The organism is uncultured Oceanicoccus sp. (assembly GCF_963968385.1).
Taxonomy (GTDB): domain Bacteria; phylum Pseudomonadota; class Gammaproteobacteria; order Pseudomonadales; family Dasaniaceae; genus Oceanicoccus.
In genome coordinates, this window is sequence record NZ_CAXAHB010000022.1 from 1 (window position 1) to 23,480 (window position 23,480).

The following is a 23,480-nucleotide window of genomic DNA, read 5'->3' on the forward strand; positions in this document are numbered from 1 at the left end:
GTTGGATAACGTTGAGCGATACGACTGTTTTCAAATGCCCCATTCTACCAAGGATTGAACATTTGGAGTACAGTAGAACGAATCTTCATTACCGCTGTCACGCCGAAACGTATCAAAGCCGGTGGGCGCTTCATACCAATTGCTTTCAATAATTGTTCATCATTTATCTTTGACTCTGGCTTTGCCTCGATTGTAGAAGGCATCAAATAAACCATCCCAATCTATGTCATCCAGCTCATAGCAACTGGCAATAATGACGTTTTCGTCGACTGGTCAGACAATCAATCTCCGCATGACTTACCAGCAAATTCGGATTAATACCTCGCTGGCGGCCTTGCAGATAAATCATACCCCAACAGCTCATCACTGAAATGCAATACAAGCTGCCACCAAAGACGGTCATTTTTCATTAATGGATGGCTTTAGTTCAATCGCCAGAAAGAGCTTATCTCCGGTATATTCATGCAACCGCATATTCAGATATGTGGAGATAGGCAATGTTTCGGAAAAAAATCATCAAGCAAAAAATCTACCTGCTCAGGAAGCAATAAATCAGCCATGATGTTAAATCTTATAAAATATCGATTAATGTTTTAGCGGCGATAAATGGAGTGACCTCACCATTAATAACCTTTCTATACAGGTCGGGAAGCTGTTTTTTTACATCGGGGTTTTGCTTGAGTTTAAGCTCCAACATCTCAAATAACAACCTATCCATCCACTCCTTGTTTTGGCGAGAACGTTTTTCATGGAAGGCATTATTTTTGAGCGCATCAATATGGTAGCCAGAGATCATACCCCAAACAGTATCAAGATTATTGTTTTCTTGGGCGGAACAAGTTAACACCTGTGGTGACCAGAAGGAGGATTGTCGCAACAAATGCATAGCATTTTCATAATGGCGCTTGGTTTGTTGGGCCAAATTGATTGACTCGCCATCGGCCTTGTTAACCACTAAAGCATCTGCCAACTCCATGATCCCTTTTTTAATACCCTGCAATTCATCGCCGGCATTGGGCAGCATCAATACCATAAAAAAGTCGACCATGCCGGCTACTTCATATTCACTTTGCCCTACCCCTACCGTTTCAACCAGTATCACATCGTAACCAGCCGCTTCGCATAGCAACATGGTTTCTCGGGTTTTTTGTGCCACCCCGCCCAGCGCACCTTCAGAGGGCGATGGCCGGATAAAGGCTTGATCGTTTCGGGACAGTTCCTCCATTCGGGTTTTATCACCAAGAATTGAGCCGCCGGCTAAGGGAGAACTGGGATCCACGGCCAGCACCGCCACTTTTTTACCCAGAGAAATAAGGTAAAGACCGAAGGTTTCAATAAAGGTGGATTTACCAACGCCGGGAATACCGGTAATACCAATACGAATACTATTGCCGGTTTGAGGAAGTACTTGCTCGATAATCTGCTGGGCTTCAGCGCGATGACTGTCCAATTTACTCTCAACCAAAGTTATCGCCTTGGCCAGTGCCCGGCGATTGCCCTGTTGCAATTGGTCGAGATCGATCGTCATTTATACTTTGTAAGCGCTATTAATGGCATCTAATACATCGCGAGCGGCCAATGGAATCTTGGTACCCGGACCAAAGATACCTTTTACACCTGCGTCATACAGATAATCATAGTCCTGCTTTGGAATAACACCACCGGCAATAACAATAATGTCGTTAGCACCCTGTTTTTTGAGTGCTTCAATCAACGCAGGAACCAGTGTTTTATGACCTGCCGCCTGAGAAGATACGCCGACAACATGAACGTCGTTTTCTACCGCCTGTCTGGCAACTTCTTCAGGGGTTGAGAACATTGGCGATAAATCAATATCAAAACCGACATCGGCGAAGGCGGTGGCAATAACTTTAGCACCGCGGTCATGACCGTCCTGACCCATTTTACAGACCAGCATACGGGGACGACGGCCATGTTTTTCCACAAAATTATCGATATCACCCGAGATAGCCTGCCAATGTTCATCGTCCTGATAGGCACTACCGTAAACACCAGAGACGGTTTGGGAATTAGCGTTAAAACGACCAAATTCACGTTCCATAGCGTATGAAATCTCCCCGACTGTCGCCCGTAAGCGTGTGGCTTTTATCGCTAAGTCTAGCAGGTTACCGTCACCCGTCACGGCGGCTTGATAAATTGCTTCCAGCGCATCTTCTACCGCTGCTTCATCACGGCTGCCGCGAATCTCAGCCAGACGACTAATTTGTGAATCACGCACGGCATTATTATCGATTTCTAAAATTTCAACTTCGTCTTCTTGGTCCAGCGTATATTTGTTAACACCGACGATTACATCGTCACCGCGGTCAATACGCACCTGTTTTTTCGCGGCTGATTCTTCGATCCGCAGTTTTGGAATACCGGTTTCGATGGCTTTGGCCATACCGCCCTTATCTTCCACTTCCTGAATCAGTTCACGAGCTTTATCAGCGATCTCCTTGGTCAGGCTTTCCATCATATAAGAGCCACCCCAGGGATCGGCAACCTTGGTGATACCGGTTTCTTCTTGAATAATAAGCTGGGTATTACGGGCAATACGTGATGAAAATTCTGTTGGCAAGGCAATCGCCTCATCTAAAGCGTTAGTATGCAAAGACTGGGTGCCACCAAACACAGAAGCCATCGCTTCAATGGTGGTGCGAACCACATTGTTATATGGGTCCTGTTCAGTCAACGACCAACCGGAAGTCTGGCTGTGAGTACGCAGCATTGATGACTTGGGGTTGGAAGGATTAAATTCACTGACGATCTCCGCCCACAATAAACGCGCAGCGCGCATTTTGGCAATTTCCATATAGAAGTTCATACCAATGCCCCAGAAGAAGGACAAGCGCGGTGCGAACTGATCAATATCCAAACCGGAGGCAATCGCTGTGCGGATATATTCCTTACCATCGGCCAGCGTATAGGCCAATTCCAAAGCCGCATCGGCACCGGCTTCCTGAATATGGTAACCGGAAATAGAAATGGTATTAAACTTGGGCATATGTTCGGTGGCATAGGCAATAATGTCACCGATAATTTTCATCGAAGGCGCTGGTGGATAAATATAGGTATTCCGCACCATAAACTCTTTCAGGATATCGTTCTGAATAGTGCCTGCCAGCTTATCCTGACTAACCCCCTGCTCCTCGGCAGCAACCACATAACCAGCCAGTACGGGCAGTACCGCACCATTCATCGTCATGGATACTGAAACCTTATCTAATGGAATACCATCAAATAAAATTTTCATATCTTCAATCGAATCGATCGCTACACCGGCTTTACCCACATCACCAGTCACCCGAGGATGATCGGAATCGTAACCACGGTGTGTCGCTAAATCGAAGGCAACAGAAACACCTTGGCCGCCGGCGGCCAGGGCTTTGCGGTAGAAAGCATTAGATTCTTCAGCGGTTGAGAAACCGGCATACTGACGGATGGTCCAGGGACGGCCAGCATACATCGTGGCCTGTGGGCCACGAATATAAGGCGCAGCACCCGGCATGGTATTAGTGTACTCCAAGCCTTCAATATCTTCGGCTGTATACAGGCATTTAACATCAATACCTTCAGCGGTATTCCAGGTGAGATCTTCGGGCGTTTTACCCTTCATCTGTTTAGTAGCGAGTTCTTTCCACTGTTCCACACTGGTTGCTTTGGGCTTGTAATCAGGCATGGTTTTAAACCTTTAAAAAGTGCTATTAGTGCTCTTCACCGGGCTGATTGAGTTCAATCAACACACCGTCGCAGGACTTGGGGTGAATAAAAATAACCTTTGAGTTATGAGCGCCATCTGATGGGCCGTCGGACAAAAACTGATAACCCTTATCTTTTAAACGGGCAATATCTTCCTCGATATTGTCGGAACGGAAACATAGGTGATGCATACCACCGCCTTTCTTTTCCAAGTATTTGGCGACCGGACCTTCACCGCCTAGCGGGTGAATTAATTCAATACTGGTAGGCGGCAATGGAAAGAATGCCGTTGAAGTTTTAGCCGCTTCAACATCTTCGGTGCCTTCAAACTCAAGACCGAAGTCTTCCATAAAACGTTTGATACTAGCCTCTAAATCAGACACAGCTATAGCAATGTGATCTAATGCAATAATCATAATCTTGACTCTATTTTACATACTGCAAAAAAGCAGCCGTGCTTTTTTGGCGACGCAATTTAATTTCTTCAGGCGTTTCTACGACCACGACTTCATCGGGGGTGATTTTAAATAGCGGCTGGCCTTTTTTGATAATCACGCCATCACCTTCAACCAGAACTTGGTCGATGGTACCTGAGAATGGCGCATAGACCTTATTAAACATTTTCATCACTTCAACAATATACAGCGGATCGCCTTCGTTAAAGTGTGAACCGGTTTCTACAAATGGATCCATACCCGGTGCTTCACGCGGGTAAAGCATACCGCCACTGGCAGCAAGAATTTCGTCAGACTTGGCCACCGGTGGTGGCACCAACACCTTGGCCATTGCATCTTGCAACTCGCTATCAGTTAAGGCCTCGGGGATGTTAATCGTTAAATCGTCATTAACCGATAAGTCGAAGTAGCCTGTTTCCAGAGCAATATATGGCAGTACTGAAAGCACTTCTGTACCTGCCTGAAAGCCTGCGTGAGCCGATTGAATCTGCTGCCACTGTTCAGCCGCAATATCTTTAGGCGCTGCGCCAGCTACGGCAACATTGATATCGGCAAAGACGCTAACATTTAAGCGCTGTTTTAAGCTGTCATAAAACGACATAGCCTGTTGTAACAGCGCATGATCATGATCCCAAATCATATTGGCTGCAGGTTTGCCTGCAACATAATCCATATTCAAATAGTGATAAAGATCGGCAACGATTTCGATGGGGTTTTTCGACCAAGTAATAGTGTCACCCGCAACAGCAAAATGTTGGCGATTAAGGCTTAACCAACCGGACATCACATGAGGCTCAGCAAACAGCATTTGCAATGGACGCAATAACAAACCGGCCTTGCGATCTAAAGCATTGATAAAGGCAGCCTTATTATCACCGGCATATTCCAAATATTTGCCACGAATCTGATTGTAAGCAAATATCAGATCAATATTATTGGCAACAGACTTTAACTGACCCACAGCGGTTAAATACGGCACAATAAAACGCGTGCTTGGGCGGGCATTAATATGTTGGCCAATAAACCAGTTAACCAGACCGTAATGAAATTCAAGGTTGGTAGCCAAATCTTTACCGCGCAAGCTAGTGCGACGAATCACTTCGGCCAACCGTTGATAGCTGTCTAAACGGGTATCACCTACGGTTAGCAACAGGGCGATATTGGAATCATAGGCACCGGCCAAATGGTATTTCATAAACACATTGGTATCCGGGTTATGCATACTGATACCCTGATCATCACGCACCTCCCCTTCGGTACAGTTTGACCAGCGCTCGATAACACCGCCGGCATGCGGCTGTAGTGCCTGGTTAGTAGCATTTAGACGCGCTTCAACCGAAGCGGATTCACGCGGCAAACGTTGCGGTAAAGGCAGGCGCGAGCCATGTCGGGCAATTAGCACCATAACCTCAACCAGCGACTCGGCGATAAATGACTCAGCGCTATTATCGGGGTTCACAAATTTTAATTTGTAGCACAGTTCAGTAACACGGTGTTCGACCTGAATACGGGTATTCATTTCCATAAAGTAGTGAGCTTCACCATCAACGATACACTCAAAGGTGCCTACCGAATCCAGCTTAACAGCTTTGCCAAACACCGCAGCTTCATGTTCCATTTTGGCCAGAATATCCAAATCCTTTTTCAATTGTTCAACCTCAGCCATATTGCCTGCCGCTGTCGCAGTGGCAATAGCTGCGTTTAACTCTTCTTCAGTAACCGATACTTCTAACAGTTTTTGTTCATGCATCTGTAGTGAACAGTCACGACCGCCCATGGTCATACACCATTCACCGTTACCCACGACTTGAATTTCCTGGTGACGGGTAGTATCGATATTCATTTCGATCAACACATTTTTATTATCGCCCACACCGTTGGTTTTTAATTCGATCAAGCATTCCAGTACTAAGGCAGGCACATTGTCAGCGGCTTTTTCCACCTTTGCTTCCAAGCTTGTCCCTTCATAGGCGTTAGCAGCATTAAGAATACGCTGACCCTTACCGCCGCCACCAGCAATCGCTTTTAAACGAAACCGGTTATTGGGCTTTTCTGCCAACATCCGCTTGGCTTCAAGCTGCAGTGCCAGACCAATATCGGCAGCAACGATAATATCGATCCCTGCATTATATGAAGCGGCCAGTAAGGCCAACGCTTTTTCTTCATCGTCTTTGCAGCTGGCAAAATCAACCGTGAGATTATTATCTTTGGCACACTGTTCTAAACCGTCTTTGCCGTATTTGGCAAATAAAGCCAGACTGGTTGCATTGTTAATCCCCGGGGTTACCGATACACCGGTTTCCAATGCGGTGCGCTTGGCCTGATCCTTCATGCCGGCAGAACGCTGGGTAAATGATCCCGGACCAATAAAGTTCAGTCCCGCCTTTTCCATCGACTCCACCATTTCAGCGTCTTCTGACATAAAACCATAACCGGCAAAGATAGAGTCATAACCATTGCTATGGGCGATATTGATAATTTGCTGAATACGATCGGCACGTTCTTCCTTGGTCGCACCGGTGTAGTCAGGCACCCGGTGAACGCGATCAGGATCAGTTAACTTGCGTAACTCAGGCGCCAGCGCATTGGTATAAGTAATAGAATCTTTTTCAGATAAAAGAATGCCGTAACCGTGAATACCCATTTCATCAAACACATCCATGGCTTCTTTACGAATAGGGCCGCGACAGATAATCAGCGGCTTCATATCTTCGCAGCTAAAACTGCGTACCCAATCCGAAGCGTCTGCACTTAGCTTGCGGCTTTTATGGATCAGTGCATTGTTAAGATAATAATCGTTACTTGTTTTCACGTTTTGTTCCCTACTTTAATTCTTTTGGCTTGGCTATCTAGGCTTAAGCTCCTGTTAGAAGAACTCGCGTTGCACATCGCTCAACGGCTCCGCCTGATAGTGCTCCAAATGGAACGCCATATTTTCAGCCAATACCTTGCGCAAATCGCTGGGCATAACAATTTGCGAAATAGACCCCAGACTTAATGCTTCATTAGGGTTCATCAATTCTTTTTCATAACGGGCGACCAGTAACGCTTCTTCCTGCTTGGCCCAATCAGCAACCTGCACCTCTGCTGCTACTTTGGCTTCTGTCTCTGACAAACCGTTATTGATTTCTTCCTGTGTCAGCGCAACCACACGCTTGGCAACCGAGCTGCGGATTTCACGCAATTCTTTTTTGTAGACGAACTCAACACCGGCAGGCCCCATGACCGCAACGCGGGTAGTGGGTAGCGCCACCACAAAGTCGGCACCGGTTGGGTAGTTGTTGTAGGAGGCATAAGCACCGCCGAAGGCATTGCGCACTAACAGCAAGAAACGCGGTGTGCGCAGATCAATAATGGCATCCAGCATGGCGCGACCGGCCTGAACAATGCCATTACCCTCTTGCTCGCGACCGGGCAAGAAACCGGTGGTATCTTCCATAAAAATCATTGGAATATTGTAGAGGTTACAAAAACGGATAAACCGAGCATTTTTATAGGCCGCATCAATATCGATCTGGCCTGAACCCACTGCGGAGTTATTAGCGACAAAACCGATAACATGGCCGCCCATACGACCGAGTGCGCAGATAGTATTGCGAGCACGCTCTGGTTGAATTTCAAAGTAGTCGCCATGGTCACAGAGCTGTTGGATGAGAATACTGATATCCAACGGGGTGTTAAAACCGGTGGGCGAGTTAAAAGCTTTATGCAATAAAATATCGATATCCCAGGTTTTACGGTCAATGGGATCAGACGTTGGCTGGAATGGTGCTAACTCTGCATTATTGGCTGGCAGGTAGTTTAGTAACTGTTTGACTTTTTGTAGCGCGGCGACTTCGTCAGGTACGACAAAATCTGTTACGCCGGTTTGACTGTGAACCCCTGGGCCACCTAATTCCTCAGGCGTTACATCTTCACCCAGTACCGACTTAACAACACCGGGGCCGGTTAGACCAAAGAAGGTGTCATTGGGCTGAATCACAAAACTACCTTGTCGCGGCAGATAAGAGCCACCACCGGCGTTAAAACCAAACATACATATAATCGATGGGACCACACCGCTGATTTTACGCAGGCCGGCAAAAGCTTCAGCATAACCGTCCAAGCCGCCGACGCCGGCAGGGACATAAGCGCCGGCCGAGTCGTTCATACCGACCAGAGGGATTTTTCTGTGGCCTGCCAACTCAAATAAACGCGCCAGTTTTTTACCATTAGTCGCGTCCATGGAGCCGGCACGAACGGTAAAGTCATGACCGTACACTGCGACATCGCGACCGTTGATTTTAACAATGGCTGTCACCAGTGACGCACCATCTAGATTCGGGCCCCAGTTTTGAAACAGTATAGTGGGTTCAGTACCGTTATCGACCAACACCTCCAGACGCTCCCATACCGTCATACGGTTTTTCAAGTGTTGCTTTTCTGTGCTGACAACACCAGCGGCCGCTCTAGGACGATCGAGCAAATCCTGACCAGACTGCAGTGTTTGCTCATATAAACCTGGCTGGTAGTTAATTTGGCCGGGCACAGAAAACGTCTGATCTCTTGCTTCTTCAAAGGGGTTGCTCAATGTTGGAGCTAATTGGGTATCATTAGTCATAGAAGTAATTTCTCAACATTTCCGGCTACGGGTATTTTACTTACAAGTTTTGCACGTACTTAACCACCAATGCGGCTGCACCATCGGCTGTATTTTGGAGGCATTGCCTCAAGAGGAATATATTGCTGTTACCACAACATATTTAATAGTTGATCTTTGGTAGCCGGTTATTGGACGGCTGCTCCCCTCAGAACATTCAAATGCCGACTTATAACACTTGGCTTTACAGGTTCAAAGACAGCTTTTGTGATATTGGACTGCAAGGCTTAAAAACCTGCTTAAGAGGCCAAATAATGTAAAGGGATAAGCAGTCTATGTCAATGTAAAAACCTGTCGTTATCAAGGATTTAAAGAGCCTTAGGGGATAAATTCATGGCAGATAGTACTGGCTTTCTGAAGCTCTATAAACTTACAATCAACGGCCTTGACCAAGCAATCACCAGTACGCTAAACGAGATCAAACATCGATGAACCAACTCACTATTGAGGAACTGCCCTATCAGGTGGATTCAGCGCCTTTATTTGAGCGCTTTCTCGATATGGAACAGCCGGTTTATCTGGATAGCTCAGCCGCCTTTTCTGCTCGCGGACGCTATGATATTTTTAGTGCGCAGCCACTATCACAAATCGAAAAAGATATAAAAAAACCAATAAATTCATATCTTTATAAAGAAAATAGTGGATATTTCGAGCTTATAAGGGAGGCCATTAATGAACTGACCCCGAGTATAGATAATGAATATCATCTACCCTTTGTCGGCGGAGCTATCGGGTATTTGGGCTATGATTTGGGCAGACAATTGGAAAAACTGCCTAGCTATGCGATCAACGATCTGGACCTTGCCGATGCCTGTGTGGGGATTTACAGCTGGGCAGTAATAATCGACCACCAACAGCAATGCTCGTTACTGGTATCACACCCTAAAACCGACAAGGGCTTACTCAAAGAGGTACGCAGCCGGCTACATTCCAGCAACAAACCAAGTCTAACGCCATTCAATCTCAAGACCGATTTTCAGGCCAATATGAATAAGGCTGAATACACTAATGCTTATCAGCAGATTCAGCACTATATCCAAGCAGGTGATTGTTATCAGATCAATCTGGCTCAACGCTTTAGTGCCGAATTTACAGGCCATCCATGGCAAGCTTACCTCGCGCTGCGGCAAACCGCCGTTGCGCCCTTTTCAGCTTATATACAGCAGCGAGATAGCGCTATTTTGAGCTTATCCCCTGAACGTTTCCTCCACAGTGGTAAGCAGCATGTCACCACCTCTCCGATCAAAGGTACGATTAGACGCGGTAACAATCAGGCAGAGGATGAACAATTTATCAAGAAATTGCTCAATAGCGCCAAGGACAAGGCCGAGAACCTGATGATCGTTGATTTGCTGCGTAATGATTTGGGCAAGTCCTGCAAACCTGGCAGCATTCAGGTCGATGAACTGTTTGGATTACAGAGCTTTGAAACGATACATCATTTGGTCAGCACCATTAGAGGGCAGCTGTCCGCCGATAAAGATGCGATAGATCTACTAGCCGGTTGCTTTCCGGGTGGCTCGATTACCGGCGCACCAAAACTACGTGCCATGGAAATTATTGAAGAGTTGGAACCACATCGGCGCTCGGTATATTGCGGTTCTATTGGATATATCAGTTGCGATGGACAGATGGATACCAATATTGCGATACGCACTATGGTGTGTGAAGCGAGTAAGATTTACTGCTGGGCCGGCGGCGGTATTGTCGCGGACTCAGAGTGCGATAATGAGTATCAGGAATGTTTTACCAAGGTGCAGCCACTACTTGACACCCTATCCTCACCGCATCAACGACAGTCCAGTGACTCTTAATTGCCGTTTGCATGGAAAACACCCAATCGCCTATAGTGTTAGGTTGCGCTCACTAGCCTTAATAAATTCCTTTTTCAAATCTTCATAGCTATGTACCGCAGGAAACTGTGGAAATTCTGCAATCACATTTTCCGGTGCTTTAAACAATATACCAGCATGGGCTTCTGCCAACATAGTGGTGTCATTATAGGAATCACCCGTAGCAATAGTCCGGTAGTACATGGAGTGAAAACCGATAACCGCCTGGCGTTTTGGATTGGCCTGACGCAGTTTATAATCAACCACCTTGCCTGTTTCATCCACTTCCAATTTATGGCATAGCAGGGTCGGATAACCTAGCTGTTTCATAAACGGCATACCAAATTCATAAAACGTATCGGACAGAATAACCACCTGAAAACGCTCACGTAGCCAATTCAAAAATTCCAGCGCACCTTCCATGGGTTCTAGCGTAGCAATAACGGCTTGAATATCATCCAAGCTAAAGCCATGCTTATTGAGAATATCGAGACGATATTTCATTAACACATCGTAATCCGGTTCATCGCGGGTGGTACGTTTTAATTCTTCAATGCCGGTTTTCTCGGCAAAGTTAATCCAGACTTCAGGTATTAATACCCCTTCCAAATCCAGGCAAGCTAATTCCACAATAAACTCCAGCGTTATTTATTTTGATGTCGGGATTGACCGTATAAATGCAGGCGGCACAATTTACAGGGAAAATCCTCGCTTCGCAATCTCGCAGGGCTTGCTAGTCCCAATCATCACCCAGCTGATAATGAGGCTTATCGGAATCATGACGCCCATGCTCTGGTTCCAGCAAGCCTATGCCATAGGCGGTAACAATGCCCACCAATAATGCGATGGTGAGCTTGGTCCTATCGTGAGAATGAAACTGCACTTCCGGTAACAAATCACTCAACGAAATACAGATAAATACTCCGGCAGAAAAGGCCAGGACAATACCCACTACTACCGAACTGTTAGTACCCAATTGCTCTATGCCGATAAAAAATAATACCGCCCCTAACGGACACATCATGGAAAACAGTATATTCACGATGAAGCGGGACTTGGCACTCCAGCCACCAGCCATCATCAACGAGCTAATCGACATGGCATCCAGTGGCTTATGCAGCGCGATAGCAACGAACACACCAAAACCCAACAGTCCCAAGGTAGCATCGTCCATCGCCCCAGCCTGTATAGCAGCTCCCAACGCGATACCATCAATCAAGGTATGAACAATCAAGCCAAGAGCAACACCAACCCAACTAATCGCATTGGCACCGCGCTGGGAATGCTCATGAACGCGGTGATGGTCTTCCTCTTGCGGCCCATGATTATGAAAATGAAATGCTCGCAGCAATACAAACATAAACAGCAGACCGATCATTAACCACCAGATGGCAGTATCCACGCCACCCTGCTCCGGCAAAGTAAAAATAGCGTGGGGTAGCAAATGATAGAAGGCAATACCTAGCATTAATCCGGCAACAAAACTCATGATCACTTGAGTACCGGTATGGGTCAGTTTTACTTTGGAGGGCAACCAGCCACCCAATAGCGAAACAGCGATAATGATGGCGGAATATAGTGCTAATACGGTATTTGCAGTCATGGGCGGGGATTGTAAACGAGAAGTGGTAACACAGAAACAAAAAGAGTCTCGATTAAGGAGGCTCTTTTACTTATCAAACCAACAATCAATACACCGGCAGCTGAATATGCTGAAATAATTCATCCAATTCCTGCTTGGTATGACGCTGGCAGGCCTCATCCACCACTTCTTTGCTTAGGTGTGGCGCAAACTGTTGAATAAAGTCGAACATATAGCCACGCAAGAAAGTACCCCGGCGAAAACCAATTTTGGTAACACTGCTTTCAAATAAATGACTAGCATCAAGCGCTACCAAATCGGTATCTAGCTCGGGGTTATAGGCCATTTTGGCCACAATACCGATACCCAGGCCTAAACGAACATAGGTTTTGATAACGTCGGCGTCAGCAGCAGTAAAGACCACCTTGGCAGCCAGCCCCTTTTCAATAAAGGCTTCATCCAGTTTTGAGCGGCCGGTAAAACCGAACACATAAGTCACAATGGGGTGAGTGGCCAGATCCTCCAGCGTTAATGTTGATAGCTGGGTCAATGGATGATCTTTGGGTACGATAATCGCACGATCCCATTTGTAGCAGGGCATCATAATCAGGTCACTAAACAACTCCAAAGCTTCTGTGGCAATGGCAAAATCTACCGTGCCATCGGCGGCTAATTCAGAAATCTGCATCGGCGTGCCCTGATGCATATGCAAAGAGACATCGGGATACTGATCAATAAAATGCTGAATGGTATCAGGCAAAGCGTAACGGGCCTGCGTATGCGTAGTCGCTATCGATAGACTGCCTTTTTTTTCATTACTAAATTCTTGGGCAACTTGTTTAATGCTCTCTACCTTGCGCAAAATTTCGCCCGCCGTTTTCAGAATGGCCTCACCCGCCGGCGTGACATGTTTAAGGTGCTTACCACTTCGTGAAAATATTTCTACACCCAATTCATCTTCCAGCAGTCTAATTTGCTTGCTGATGCCGGGCTGAGAGGTATATAAACTTTGCGCTGTTGCTGACACATTGAGGTCGTGGTGAGCAACTTCCCAGATATAACGTAATTGTTGAAGCTTCATAAAGCCCTCCTACTGGCTTTTACATATATTTCAATTACTTACAATGATAATTTAAAGTGATATATAAAAATAAGATCTGTGTTTAAATGCTGAATATTTTCCAACTCAAACAATAGCCCAAATAAACACATTCACCTAATTTAGTTAACAATTAATCGAAAGGGGATTTCAGGAACGGACATCTAAGAGTTGGCAACACCATGCGGAACATGACCGGTAGCCACATGTTGGCCAGCAGAATCACAATGCAATTTCTGATCATCAAAGAAAACATCCGCACCGTAGGCTTTGAGAAATTCACCTTTCTGTAAGCCACCTAAAAAAAGCGACTCATCAATGCGAATATTCCAGGCACGCAGGGTTCTGATAACCCGCTCATGAGCAGGCGCGGAACGGGCTGTTACCAGCGCAGTACGGATGGGCGACTCACTGGCCTCAAACTCAGCCTGCAAACCATGCAAGGCCGATAGAAAGGCTTTAAAAGGCCCCCCACTCATGGGTTGTTTGGCGGAAGATTTTTCATTTTCAGTAAAAGCTTGCAGGCCCTGCGCTTTATAGATCTGCTCAGACTCATCAGAAAACAGCACAGCATCGCCATCAAAGGCAAACTTAAGTGGGGAGCCATCATCACCTTGAGGCGAAGAAGAGGACATTAGGGTAGCCGCTGCCACACCATTTTCCAACGCCGAGCGAACATCTTCAGCATCGGTTGATAAAAACAAGTGGCAGCCAAAAGCAGACACATAGCGATAAGGACTTTGGCCCCCACTAAAGGCAGCGCGGGTGATATTTAAACCATAGTGCTCAATTGAGTTAAATACCCGCAAACCGGTATCTGCACTATTGCGCGACAGTAGCAACACTTCAACCCGAGGCTCACCCGCTAAACGCTCATTAATCCGCAGCAACTTTTGCACCATGGGGAAGGCTTCGCCCGGTTTTAGCACCTCATCTTCATGATCAATTTGATACTGGGCATAGGCCGCCAGACCTTCATTTTGATAAACCTGATGACTGTCATCAAGGTTAAACAAAGCGCGGGACGATATCGCGATAATCAGTTTATTTCCAAAACCTGAAGGCATAGTCCATCCAGTCAGTGATCAATAGTTGGTTAATATACCCCAGCTACTTCTGGCGCTCCATCAAAAGCCGCTTTAACTCGGTAATCTGGTCCTGTAAATCCTGCATCGTCGGCTCGGGGTTAGTTTGCTGTTTAATACGCTGATGCTCGTCTTCCACCACACTCACCACAATACCAATCACCATATTCAAAAAGGCAAAGGCGGTCAGGAAAATAAAGCTGACAAAATAGGCCCAACTCAAAGGATAGACCGCCATGGTTTCATACATAATATCGGTCCAGTCCTCAAAGGTCATTACCCGAAACAGGGTTAACATTGAAATACTGATATCACCCCAGAGCACAGGGTTGATATTGGCAAATAAAATAGCGCCAAAGGCCCCATAGATATAAAAGATAATAAACATTAACAGGACCACATAACCCAGCTGGGGCATAGCGGTTAGCAAGGAATTTAGCAATATCCGCAGCTCCGGCACCACAGAGACCATTCTCAGCACCCGAAAAATCCTGACCAATCGTCCGACCAAAGCCATTTCACTGTTTTCAATCGGTACCAAGCTGATAATAACAATCAACGTATCGAAAACATTCCAGCCATTGCGGAAAAAACGCAATTTATGCGGTTCCGCTAAAAAACGGATGCTAATCTCGATCAGGAAAAAACCGGTAATGGCATAATCAAGCCAAGCCATAATACTTAATGTGGTTGGCGACATATCATAGGTCTTGGCACCGATAACCAGCGCGGAAAAAATAATGACGGAAACAACAAAGGTCTCAAAGGCCTTATTGCTTCTGATCGCTAATAAGGTGTTTTGCAGAGATTTAGAGGACATAGTTCACTTAATATCATCGGGCCGAGGTTATAACACGGCTTTTTTGGTTAACTTGAAAACAACAGGACTTAATAACAACAAGGCAATCAGATTAGGCAATGCCATCAGGGCATTTAAGGTATCGGCCAACAACCAGATAAAATTTAACTGCGCCATAGCACCAAGCGGAATGGCAGCCACCCATAGTACCCGAAAAGGGATCAGGGCTTTGGTACCGAACAGATAAATCGCACAGCGCTCGCCGTAATAACTCCAACCCAGAATCGTGGTAAACGCGAAAAAGCATAGACTCACCGATACCAGCACATCACCACTGGGAATAACCTGTGAAAATGCCGCAGCAGTCAGCGCAGCACCGCCCTCTCCCGCTGTCCATTGACCAGTTAATACAATCACCAGACCGGTGATACTGCAAACGATCAGGGTATCAATAAAGGTACCTAACATAGCAATAGTGCCCTGCTTTACCGGATCATTGGTTTGCGCAGCGGCATGGGCAATAGGTGCACTACCCAGACCTGCCTCATTAGAAAAAACACCGCGGGCAACACCAAATTGAATAGCCAACATAATACCTGCACCAGCAAAACCCCCTTGAGCTGCGGTACCGGTAAACGCACTATTAACAATCAAGGCGATAGCGGCCGGAATCTCAGACAGATTTAATAGCAGTACCAACAGCCCCAGCAAGACATAGCTGATCGCCATAATCGGTACAATAAAACCGGCGACAGCGGCAATACGTTTAACCCCGCCGAGTAATACCAAACCGACTAAGACCATCATCACCACACTGGTGATTTCAGGGGATAGACTAAAAGTACTGGCTAAAGCGTCAGCAACCGAGTTAGCCTGTACCGTATTACCCATACCAAAACCGGCGACAGCACCAAAAAAGGCAAAAGCAACAGCCAACCAGCGCCACTTTTTATCCAGCCCGTTTTTGATGTAGTACATCGGGCCGCCACTGTAATTGCCGTCACTATCAATTTCACGGTATTCAACCGCACAAACGGCTTCAGCATATTTGGTAGCCATACCGACCAGAGCCGTACACCACATCCAGAACAGAGCACCCGGCCCACCAATGGTGATCGCGGTAGCCACGCCGGCTATATTACCGGTACCGATAGTGGCAGATAATGAAGTCATCAAAGCATTAAAGGGACTGATTTGGCCGCGATCTTTGTTATCAGCCTGTGCAGACTTACGATCGCGAAATAATAAGCCAAAGGCCTTGCCAATATTCCTGAGCGGATAAGCTGTTAAACCGGCCATTAAATAGAGACCTACCCCTAAAATAAGCAGCAACATTAACGGCCCCCAAACAATGCCGTTAAGGGTTGTTATCCAACTTGTTAGTAATTCCATCATGAGTCTCAGTTATTATTGTTGGTTGCTTGGTCGTTTATAGTTGTAACTGGTCCCGCTGCGGGAATAAACCAAAAATACCGCCGGTATGAACAAATACGATATCATCGGTATCAGCAAACCGACCCTGCCGAATCTGCTCAAGCATACCGTAAAACGCCTTGCCGGTATAAACCGGGTCAAGGATTAGACCTTCCAGCCTCGCCACGGTTTTAATCAGCTCGAAAACCTGTTCCGAAGCCTGAGCATAGCCTGCCCCTACATAGCCATCAATAACATTGATCTGCAGTTGCTCAGGGTCAAAAGCTGCATCAATTTGGTGTTGATACCCTTGATACCACTGATCAATATCCGCAGAGACTTTGTTTAAAAAATAGGCCTCGTCATCACAGACGTTAATACCCCACACCGTAGCACCTAAATCATAAAGTGTATTACCAACGGTTAGACCACCCTGGGTGCCACCGGAACCGGTTGCCGAGATAATATGTTTTGGCTGGATCTTTTCACGAGCAAAATCTGATTTAAGCTCTTTGCAAGCGGCGATATAACCCCACAGACCAATACCATCACTGGCACCGACTGGAATCACCATCGCTTTACTACCCTTGGCGGCATAGTGATCGACCCATTGCTGATAGATCGCCTGGTCCCGTTGTTGAAATTCGGTATTAGAGTAAAAGTTGATTTCTGCACCAGCCAAACGGTCAAGCAGAAGATTGCCATCGAGATCGCTATCTTGCTGACCCCGCAGAATTAGATGACAGCGCAAACCTAATTGAGCGCATAATAATGCGGTGGTTCGACAATGGTTGGACTGTACCCCGCCACAGGTAATCACCGTATCGCAACCGTCCTGTAATGCCTTGGCCAAACAAAATTCTAATTTACGGATTTTGTTGCCGCTGACGCCACTGCCGGTCATATCATCGCGTTTTACCCAAATGCGCGGGCCGCCTGTTGCTGCGGACAAACGGGATAAGAGTTGTAACGGTGTTGGTGTTTGGGCAAGTGTTAAGCGTGACGGGTAAGAAAACTTCATCAGCTAATCCTGTTGCATATCAAAGCCATAACAACAGTCTAGCGGAAGATGGAGACGATTCAATACCGACAAGGCTGAGCTTGCCGGTATCAGGCAGGCTTTAGATAGATTTTAAGGTGCCTTTGGGCAAAACAGCATGGATAGAGGCTTTTTGAAACTTCAGCTGTACATTATCAGCAACCTGTAGCGACAGATAGTGATCGTCAAGTGTTGAGATTTTACCCAAGATACCGCTTGTGGTTATCACTTCATCACCTTTGGCTAAGTTAGCCACTAATTCAGCATGTTCTTTCTGACGCTTACGCTGTGGACGAATAGCGATAAAGTAGAACATAACAAACAAACCGACCATCAACACGAGCTGCATAATGCCCGCTTCCTGTGGGGCTTGACCGGCTGCCTGAGCATGAGCTGAAGAGATAAAATTCATAGTAATAACCTTTATAATGACTAATTAAAATCGCCGCGTACTTTAACTGGATTGGCTGGCGGAGGCAATACAGCAGCCTTTAATGGCTAAAGATCATATTCCATAATAAAAGGCGCATGATCGGAAAAACGCTGTTCTTTATAGATGGAGGCCGTTTGGATTTTATCCACTAGCCCCGGCGTGATGACATGATAGTCCAAACGCCAACCGGTATTATTGGCCCAGGCCTGACCGCGGTTTGACCACCAGGTATATTGCTCTGCTTGTTGATTGATAACACGGAAGGCGTCAACATAGCCGACGTCATCAAACAGCGTATCCAACCATGCCCGTTCATGGGGTAGAAAACCGGAATTTTTACGATTGCCACGCCAGTTCTTTAAGTCAATTTCCCGATGACAAATATTCCAGTCCGCACAAAAGATAAACTCCCGACGCTTGCGGCGCATCGCCTTAAAGTGCTGCATAAGATGAACAAGGAATGTATCTTTACGGGCTTGAGCTTCATCACCACTGGAGCCGGAAGGTAAATAAATCGAAGCGACGCTAACACCATCAAAATCAGCCTGAATATAACGGCCCTGAGTATCAGCAATATCAAAACCCAAACCACGAATGACTTTTTTTGGTTTTTGCTTACAGTACAGTGCGGTACCGCTATAACCTTTCTTCTCTGCATCATAGTAATAGCAGTGATAGCCCTCAGGATGATAGATGGGATCCGTCAGCTGATCTATCTGGGCTTTGGTTTCCTGAATACACACCACATCGGCATTTTGTTGTTTTAACCAGTCAAAAAAACCTTTGCGGGCGGCGGCTCTAATACCATTGGTATTGATAGTAATCACTTTCATTGCTGCAATCCAAAAAATAATAGGCAAGATCGGCCTAGCATAATACAGGCTTATTGAGCCTTCATCACCGGACGATCTATTACCATAAAAGAAACAGCTCCCCTAGCAACCAATATTTGTTCACGATAAACCTCAACTTCACAGTGCATTAATCGTCGCCCGCGATGAACAACCTTGCTCTTCGCTGTCAGAAACCCTTGAAAACAGGCCTTAAGACAAGTGAGATTGAAATCGGTGGTCACTGGCATTTTATCTTCAGCCATAGCCGTAAAAGCTGCAGTTCCAGCAGCACAATCAACCAAAGTAGCCATCAAGCCACCATGGGCCATACCCGCAGCATTTAATAACTCAGGTATTAATTCTACTGTCAATTCAGCCATACCATCTTGCATCGATAGAGTCTCAATACCTAAACGGGATGCAAAAGGGTCTAATAATTGGTGAAGATCTACCATCGATTAAAATCTCATATTATTTATTTGAAAAACGGTAATTTATATTAAGCTTGCTTACACCAATAACTCATTAGTGGCTTTTAGGGTAAGACACTCTTTAATTGCTCGGCCAATGCCGCCAACTCATCAGGATCACCCGCTTGCTTTGAATGAATACCTATATTTTTGCCTTCAAACTGTGGAATAAGATGCATATGATAATGAAAAACCGTTTGCCCTGCACAGGCGCGATTAAATTGATAAACCCCAAGCCCATCCGGAGCGATAACCTGCTCCAGTGCTTTGGTTATCAGCACGGAATTTCTAGCCACTTGTGCCAGTGCTTCAGCTTTGGCCTCAAAAATATCACTGAAATGCTCTTTGGTGATAATTAAACAATGCCCCGGTGTTGCAGGAAAAATATCCAAAAAGGTACAAGTCAATTCATCTTCATGGATTTTATAAGCCGGTGCATGGCCGTTAGCAATTTGGCAAAAAATACAATCGTCTAGCTGATGCATAATTATTGACCTTACTGTGGAAAACACATACCAGCGGGCGCTCAAACAGAACAAGAAACAACGAGCTTTAGCCTATCGAATTATAATTACTGCGACCTTATAGTAATTCGGTCAATTCAGCCAAGACATCATCATGGTGAGTTTTGGTTTTAAATTTATCCATCACTTTTAGCAAACGACCATCTTTGCCAATAATAAAAGTGGTACGTATCAGGCCCATAAATTCACGGCCCATAAACTTCTTCATGCCCCAGCAACCGTACTTGTCAGCTACAGCATGATCCTCATCAGACAACAAAGTGAAGTTAAGCGCTTTTTTCTCAATAAAACCCTGCAATTTTTTTACCGGGTCAGGGCTCACCCCCAAAACTACCGTATCTAACTTCGCAAAGGCTTTTTTACTATCGCGAATACCGCAGGCCTGCGTAATACAACCCGGTGTCATTGCCTTGGGATAGAAATAAAGCACCACATTTTTGTTATTTTTAAAGTCTTTTAAACTGACTGGATTACCGTCCTGATCTGATAATGAAAATGCCGGGGCCATATTGCCGATTTTTGGGTGTGTCACGGGTTAAACTCCTTTGAATATACAGATAACTTAGTGTGGTACGTTAAATTAGGTTTCTGGATCACTACTGGCCTCGGACGACTGCAGCGCTTCTATATCTTTAACTTCCCCATTAACAGATGGCGGAAGAACTTTTTTTACCCTGGCACCCAATGTGCCCAAACGTTTGGTACTAGCCACCAAATTACCTTTACCGGTGGTCAATTTATTCATTGCACTGCCGTGAGCTTGATTAGCTTTGGTTAGATAATCAGAAATTTTATCCAGATCCGCCACAAAACCAGCAAACTTATCATGCATCGCTCCAGCTTGACGGGCAATTTCTTCAGCATTTTTATTCTGTCGTTCATAACGCCAGATACTTTGAATAGTACGCAGTGTCGCTAGCAAGGTGGTTGGGCCGACAACGATAATATTCTTTTCATAAGCATCGCGAAACATTGCCTGATCATGTTCAAAAGCCGCCATAAAAGCGGATTCAATCGGAATAAAAATCAACACAAAATCCAGTGTTCTTAAACCTTCAAGCCCTTCATAGTTTTTAATACTGAGCCCTTTGATATGCGTCCTAACAGAATTGATATGTTCTTTTAAGGCCTGTTCACGCGCAATACTATCCTCACTATTGCAATAGCGCTCGTAGTGCACCAGTGAGACTTTGGAATCAATAATCAGGTCTTTGTTTTCCGGCAGGCGAATAATAACATCCGGCTGCTGGCTACGGCCTTCATTGGCCTTTAAGCTAACTTGGGTTTCGTATTCACGCCCTTTATGCAGGCCAGACTCTTCCAGCACACGCTCTAATATCACTTCTCCCCAGTTACCCTGGGCCTTATTATCCCCTTTTAAGGCCTTGGTCAGGTTAAGAGCATCGGTACTCATTTGCTGGTTAAGCTGTTTTAGCTGTCCCAGCTCAGCGGATAAAGAGATGCGTTCTTTGCTGTCTTTGTCGTAGACATCTTCAACTTTCTGTTTGAAATCTTTTAGCTGTTCTTTTAAGGGACTAAGCGCGGTATCTAAGGTAGTTTTACTGTTCTTATTAAAACGCTCGGTTTTCTCGTCAAAAATACGGTTGGCGAGCAATTCAAATTCGCGGCTGAGTTGCTGGCGAGTTTCTTCCAGCGTTTTGATTTTATCAGTGGCAGCATTGCGCTGCTGATCAAGCTCAGTACGCAGAGACGCCATCTGAGCAGTCAGCTCTGACTGTTGCTGCTGGGCCGCTGACAATGCTTGATCTTTGATAGCAATAGCCTGTTCAGCCTTGGCTAATAATTCGGTCTTATTCTCAGACTGAGTCTCGAGCACTAGTTTCTGCGCCTTCAATTCCGTCATGGCTTGCCGAACTTGGTTTTTGCTTAATAGCGCCATTATCACTGCACCCAGACCGGCACTGACGATAGCGACTATTAAGATGATTAATGGGCTTGTAATTTCCACTGAGTTTTATCTCACTATGGTTTATTTAGCTAAAGATATGACAGCCTTGTTTTTCATCTATTGTAGGCGGCTCGGCCGCCAGCACCAATAATATACGGAAGCTGCTCAGGATACTGTTTTGAACGTTTTAATTGAAGCCGTTTATTAGCGCTTTAGCCGAGTTCGCTCGGTGTTTGAAATTCTCACCGGAAACAGCCCCTTCTTTCTATCTTCAAAAAACTCTTTTAGAGTATCCACTACCACGCCAAAAGCAATTTCATCCCATGGAATATCTGCCTCATTGAACAGTTTTACATCGAGACTTTCAGGTCCTGCTGAAAACTCTCCATCAACCAAGTCGGCAAGATAAAACATATACACCTGATCGATATAAGAAAGGTCAAATAAGCGATAAAGCTTTTCATTGCTGAGCCTGGCTCTGGCCTCTTCCCAGCTTTCCCTAACTGCACCTTCAACGGTGGTTTCGCCATTTTCCATAAAACCAGCAGGCAAAGTCCAAAATCCTTTGCGCGGTTCTATAGCTCGCCGACACAATAGAACCTGATCACCATAGACTGGTAATGTGCCGACAATAATACGGGGGTTCTGATAGTGAATAGCACCACAGTTATCGCAAACATAACGCAAACGATCATCACCCTTGGGTATTTTTTGACTAACGGTGTGACCACATTCACTACAATATTTCATTAATAACCTCAGCGTAACTCGCGGTATTGACCGGCGTTATACAACAGCGGTTGTTTGTTGCTGTTAGTGGCTATATCGGTCACCTCGCCCACCAGAATAATATGGTCGCCACCAGGGTAGCGGGCCCAGATATTACATTCAAGAGTAGTGACGACGCCGCGAACCACAGCAGAACCTGATTTACCTATTCGGTAGTGCTCAGGGGCCAGCCTATGATTACCTTTTGTCGCATAGCGGCTAGATAAGTCAGCTTGGTCGGAGGCCAGAATATTAATGGCAAACTTGTCGGCTTGCTCAAATACAGAAAAACACTCAGAGTTATGCTGCAAACTCCAAAGCACTAAAGGCGGATCCAAGGATACAGAGGCAAAAGAATTGACCGTCAAACCAGAAGACTCATTTTCTTCAGAATTGACCGTGATAACACAGACACCGGTGGCAAATGTTCCCAAGGCATTGCGAAACTCGTGACTATCAAGACCCATAAAGATACCTTGTTGCTTAGTTCAGTTGTCATTTATTTTGAATAATATCAAGCTAGGCATTATACACTGCAACTCGTTAAAAAGAATGATCACAGTTGGTTAACAAATCTTAAACCACAAGCCTGAAAAGATTATCACTGCCAACGTTGAGCTGCCGAGTGATCTGGGTCACGGGCATCCACCCAACACTCAGCCTACGGGGTTAGCTCTTTTTTCCAGAATGGTGCACGCGCTTTAAGGTAGCCCATGATAAATTCGCAGGCGTTAAAGGCATCACTTCGATGCAGACTGCTTAATGCTACCAATATAATTTGTCTGCGCCATAATGCTGGGTGATAGATTTCTCTGCAATATCCACCATTTCAGCCTGACCGGATTCATTAATATGAGTAAGTTATGACATAGCGGTTTCCAGTGACACAATCGGCTCA

General features: G+C 45.7%; 22 protein-coding genes. 1 reads left to right on the plus strand and 21 read right to left on the minus strand.

Annotated elements, in window-relative coordinates; all coding sequences use genetic code 11:
* Nucleotides 1–571: 571 nt before the first annotated feature.
* Genes meaB through AACP44_RS03825 form a run of 5 tightly spaced genes read right to left on the minus strand, consistent with a single transcriptional unit; the run spans nt 572 to nt 8,757 of the window.
* The gene (gene meaB / locus AACP44_RS03805) at nt 572–1,528 is read right to left on the minus strand and encodes a methylmalonyl Co-A mutase-associated GTPase MeaB (protein ID WP_339339149.1); all 957 of its coding nucleotides are present in this window, start codon (nt 1,526–1,528) and stop codon (nt 572–574) included.
* Entirely contained in the window at nt 1,529–3,682 is a 2,154-nt protein-coding gene (gene scpA, locus AACP44_RS03810) for a methylmalonyl-CoA mutase (protein WP_339339150.1), read from the minus strand.
* Nucleotides 3,683–3,707: 25 nt separating this feature from the next.
* Nucleotides 3,708–4,118 carry a methylmalonyl-CoA epimerase gene (gene mce / locus AACP44_RS03815; RefSeq protein ID WP_339339151.1) on the minus strand — a complete coding sequence of 137 codons (411 nt, stop codon included), beginning with the start codon at nt 4,116–4,118 and terminating at the stop codon, nt 3,708–3,710.
* Between the two features lie 10 nt (nt 4,119–4,128).
* Complete coding sequence (locus AACP44_RS03820; RefSeq protein WP_339339152.1) at nt 4,129–6,969, minus strand: biotin/lipoyl-containing protein; 2,841 nt, start codon at nt 6,967–6,969, stop codon at nt 4,129–4,131.
* A gap of 54 nt (nt 6,970–7,023) precedes the next feature.
* On the minus strand, nt 7,024–8,757 hold the full coding sequence (locus AACP44_RS03825) for a carboxyl transferase domain-containing protein (RefSeq protein ID WP_339339153.1): 1,734 nt from the start codon (nt 8,755–8,757) through the stop codon (nt 7,024–7,026).
* Between the two features lie 467 nt (nt 8,758–9,224).
* Between AACP44_RS03825 and pabB the strand changes: the two genes are divergently transcribed.
* Entirely contained in the window at nt 9,225–10,610 is a 1,386-nt protein-coding gene (gene pabB, locus AACP44_RS03830; protein ID WP_339339154.1) for an aminodeoxychorismate synthase component I, read from the plus strand.
* Nucleotides 10,611–10,640: 30 nt separating this feature from the next.
* On the opposite strand, the gene thrH is transcribed toward pabB, so the two are convergent.
* From thrH to AACP44_RS03910, 16 genes are all read right to left on the minus strand, one after another.
* Nucleotides 10,641–11,258, minus strand: coding sequence for a bifunctional phosphoserine phosphatase/homoserine phosphotransferase ThrH (thrH, locus tag AACP44_RS03835; protein WP_339339155.1), 618 nt, complete (start codon nt 11,256–11,258; stop codon nt 10,641–10,643).
* 103 nt (nt 11,259–11,361) lie between these two features.
* On the minus strand, nt 11,362–12,231 hold the full coding sequence (locus AACP44_RS03840) for a ZIP family metal transporter (protein ID WP_339339156.1): 870 nt from the start codon (nt 12,229–12,231) through the stop codon (nt 11,362–11,364).
* Between the two features lie 85 nt (nt 12,232–12,316).
* The gene (gene cysB / locus AACP44_RS03845; protein ID WP_339339157.1) at nt 12,317–13,291 is read right to left on the minus strand and encodes an HTH-type transcriptional regulator CysB; all 975 of its coding nucleotides are present in this window, start codon (nt 13,289–13,291) and stop codon (nt 12,317–12,319) included.
* Between the two features lie 182 nt (nt 13,292–13,473).
* Complete coding sequence (locus AACP44_RS03850) at nt 13,474–14,376, minus strand: 5'-nucleotidase (protein ID WP_339339158.1); 903 nt, start codon at nt 14,374–14,376, stop codon at nt 13,474–13,476.
* 43 nt (nt 14,377–14,419) lie between these two features.
* Nucleotides 14,420–15,214: an ion transporter gene (locus tag AACP44_RS03855; protein ID WP_339339159.1), complete on the minus strand. Its 795-nt coding sequence runs from the start codon at nt 15,212–15,214 to the stop codon at nt 14,420–14,422.
* A gap of 27 nt (nt 15,215–15,241) precedes the next feature.
* Nucleotides 15,242–16,585, minus strand: coding sequence for a sodium:alanine symporter family protein (locus AACP44_RS03860; RefSeq protein ID WP_339339160.1), 1,344 nt, complete (start codon nt 16,583–16,585; stop codon nt 15,242–15,244).
* A gap of 37 nt (nt 16,586–16,622) precedes the next feature.
* Nucleotides 16,623–17,627, minus strand: a complete 1,005-nt coding sequence (locus tag AACP44_RS03865) for a D-cysteine desulfhydrase family protein (RefSeq protein WP_339339161.1) — start codon at nt 17,625–17,627, stop codon at nt 16,623–16,625.
* Nucleotides 17,628–17,727: 100 nt separating this feature from the next.
* Nucleotides 17,728–18,057 (minus strand): preprotein translocase subunit YajC, encoded by a 330-nt coding sequence (yajC, locus tag AACP44_RS03870; RefSeq protein WP_339339162.1) that lies wholly within the window; start codon nt 18,055–18,057, stop codon nt 17,728–17,730.
* An 86-nt stretch (nt 18,058–18,143) separates the two neighbouring features.
* Nucleotides 18,144–18,911 carry an exodeoxyribonuclease III gene (locus tag AACP44_RS03875; protein WP_339339163.1) on the minus strand — a complete coding sequence of 256 codons (768 nt, stop codon included), beginning with the start codon at nt 18,909–18,911 and terminating at the stop codon, nt 18,144–18,146.
* A 50-nt stretch (nt 18,912–18,961) separates the two neighbouring features.
* On the minus strand, nt 18,962–19,366 hold the full coding sequence (locus tag AACP44_RS03880; RefSeq protein WP_339339164.1) for a PaaI family thioesterase: 405 nt from the start codon (nt 19,364–19,366) through the stop codon (nt 18,962–18,964).
* Between the two features lie 80 nt (nt 19,367–19,446).
* A complete protein-coding gene (locus tag AACP44_RS03885; RefSeq protein WP_339339165.1) occupies nt 19,447–19,866 on the minus strand; it encodes an HIT family protein in 420 nt (139 codons plus the stop codon).
* Between the two features lie 97 nt (nt 19,867–19,963).
* A complete protein-coding gene (bcp, locus tag AACP44_RS03890) occupies nt 19,964–20,437 on the minus strand; it encodes a thioredoxin-dependent thiol peroxidase (RefSeq protein ID WP_339339166.1) in 474 nt (157 codons plus the stop codon).
* 48 nt (nt 20,438–20,485) lie between these two features.
* On the minus strand, nt 20,486–21,874 hold the full coding sequence (rmuC, locus tag AACP44_RS03895; RefSeq protein WP_339339167.1) for a DNA recombination protein RmuC: 1,389 nt from the start codon (nt 21,872–21,874) through the stop codon (nt 20,486–20,488).
* Between the two features lie 144 nt (nt 21,875–22,018).
* A complete protein-coding gene (locus tag AACP44_RS03900; RefSeq protein ID WP_339339168.1) occupies nt 22,019–22,564 on the minus strand; it encodes an NUDIX hydrolase in 546 nt (181 codons plus the stop codon).
* Nucleotides 22,565–22,572: 8 nt separating this feature from the next.
* On the minus strand, nt 22,573–23,049 hold the full coding sequence (locus AACP44_RS03905) for a flavin reductase family protein (protein WP_339339169.1): 477 nt from the start codon (nt 23,047–23,049) through the stop codon (nt 22,573–22,575).
* Nucleotides 23,050–23,243: 194 nt separating this feature from the next.
* Complete coding sequence (locus tag AACP44_RS03910; protein ID WP_339339170.1) at nt 23,244–23,354, minus strand: molybdenum cofactor biosynthesis protein MoaE; 111 nt, start codon at nt 23,352–23,354, stop codon at nt 23,244–23,246.
* Nucleotides 23,355–23,480 lie beyond the last annotated feature (126 nt).

Bases quoted from the DNA above. Each gene is read 5' to 3' on its own strand.
- meaB (WP_339339149.1), bottom strand. From the start codon at position 1,528: ATGACGATCGATCTCGACCAATTGCAACAGGGCAATCGCCGGGCACTG.
- scpA (WP_339339150.1), bottom strand. From the start codon at position 3,682: ATGCCTGATTACAAGCCCAAAGCAACCAGTGTGGAACAGTGGAAAGAA.
- mce (WP_339339151.1), bottom strand. From the start codon at position 4,118: ATGATTATTGCATTAGATCACATTGCTATAGCTGTGTCTGATTTAGAG.
- AACP44_RS03825 (WP_339339153.1), bottom strand. From the start codon at position 8,757: ATGACTAATGATACCCAATTAGCTCCAACATTGAGCAACCCCTTTGAA.
- pabB (WP_339339154.1), top strand. From the start codon at position 9,225: ATGAACCAACTCACTATTGAGGAACTGCCCTATCAGGTGGATTCAGCG.
- AACP44_RS03840 (WP_339339156.1), bottom strand. From the start codon at position 12,231: ATGACTGCAAATACCGTATTAGCACTATATTCCGCCATCATTATCGCT.
- cysB (WP_339339157.1), bottom strand. From the start codon at position 13,291: ATGAAGCTTCAACAATTACGTTATATCTGGGAAGTTGCTCACCACGAC.
- AACP44_RS03850 (WP_339339158.1), bottom strand. From the start codon at position 14,376: ATGCCTTCAGGTTTTGGAAATAAACTGATTATCGCGATATCGTCCCGC.
- AACP44_RS03855 (WP_339339159.1), bottom strand. From the start codon at position 15,214: ATGTCCTCTAAATCTCTGCAAAACACCTTATTAGCGATCAGAAGCAAT.
- AACP44_RS03860 (WP_339339160.1), bottom strand. From the start codon at position 16,585: ATGGAATTACTAACAAGTTGGATAACAACCCTTAACGGCATTGTTTGG.
- AACP44_RS03865 (WP_339339161.1), bottom strand. From the start codon at position 17,627: ATGAAGTTTTCTTACCCGTCACGCTTAACACTTGCCCAAACACCAACA.
- yajC (WP_339339162.1), bottom strand. From the start codon at position 18,057: ATGAATTTTATCTCTTCAGCTCATGCTCAGGCAGCCGGTCAAGCCCCA.
- AACP44_RS03875 (WP_339339163.1), bottom strand. From the start codon at position 18,911: ATGAAAGTGATTACTATCAATACCAATGGTATTAGAGCCGCCGCCCGC.
- AACP44_RS03880 (WP_339339164.1), bottom strand. From the start codon at position 19,366: ATGGTAGATCTTCACCAATTATTAGACCCTTTTGCATCCCGTTTAGGT.
- AACP44_RS03885 (WP_339339165.1), bottom strand. From the start codon at position 19,866: ATGCATCAGCTAGACGATTGTATTTTTTGCCAAATTGCTAACGGCCAT.
- AACP44_RS03900 (WP_339339168.1), bottom strand. From the start codon at position 22,564: ATGAAATATTGTAGTGAATGTGGTCACACCGTTAGTCAAAAAATACCC.
- AACP44_RS03905 (WP_339339169.1), bottom strand. From the start codon at position 23,049: ATGGGTCTTGATAGTCACGAGTTTCGCAATGCCTTGGGAACATTTGCC.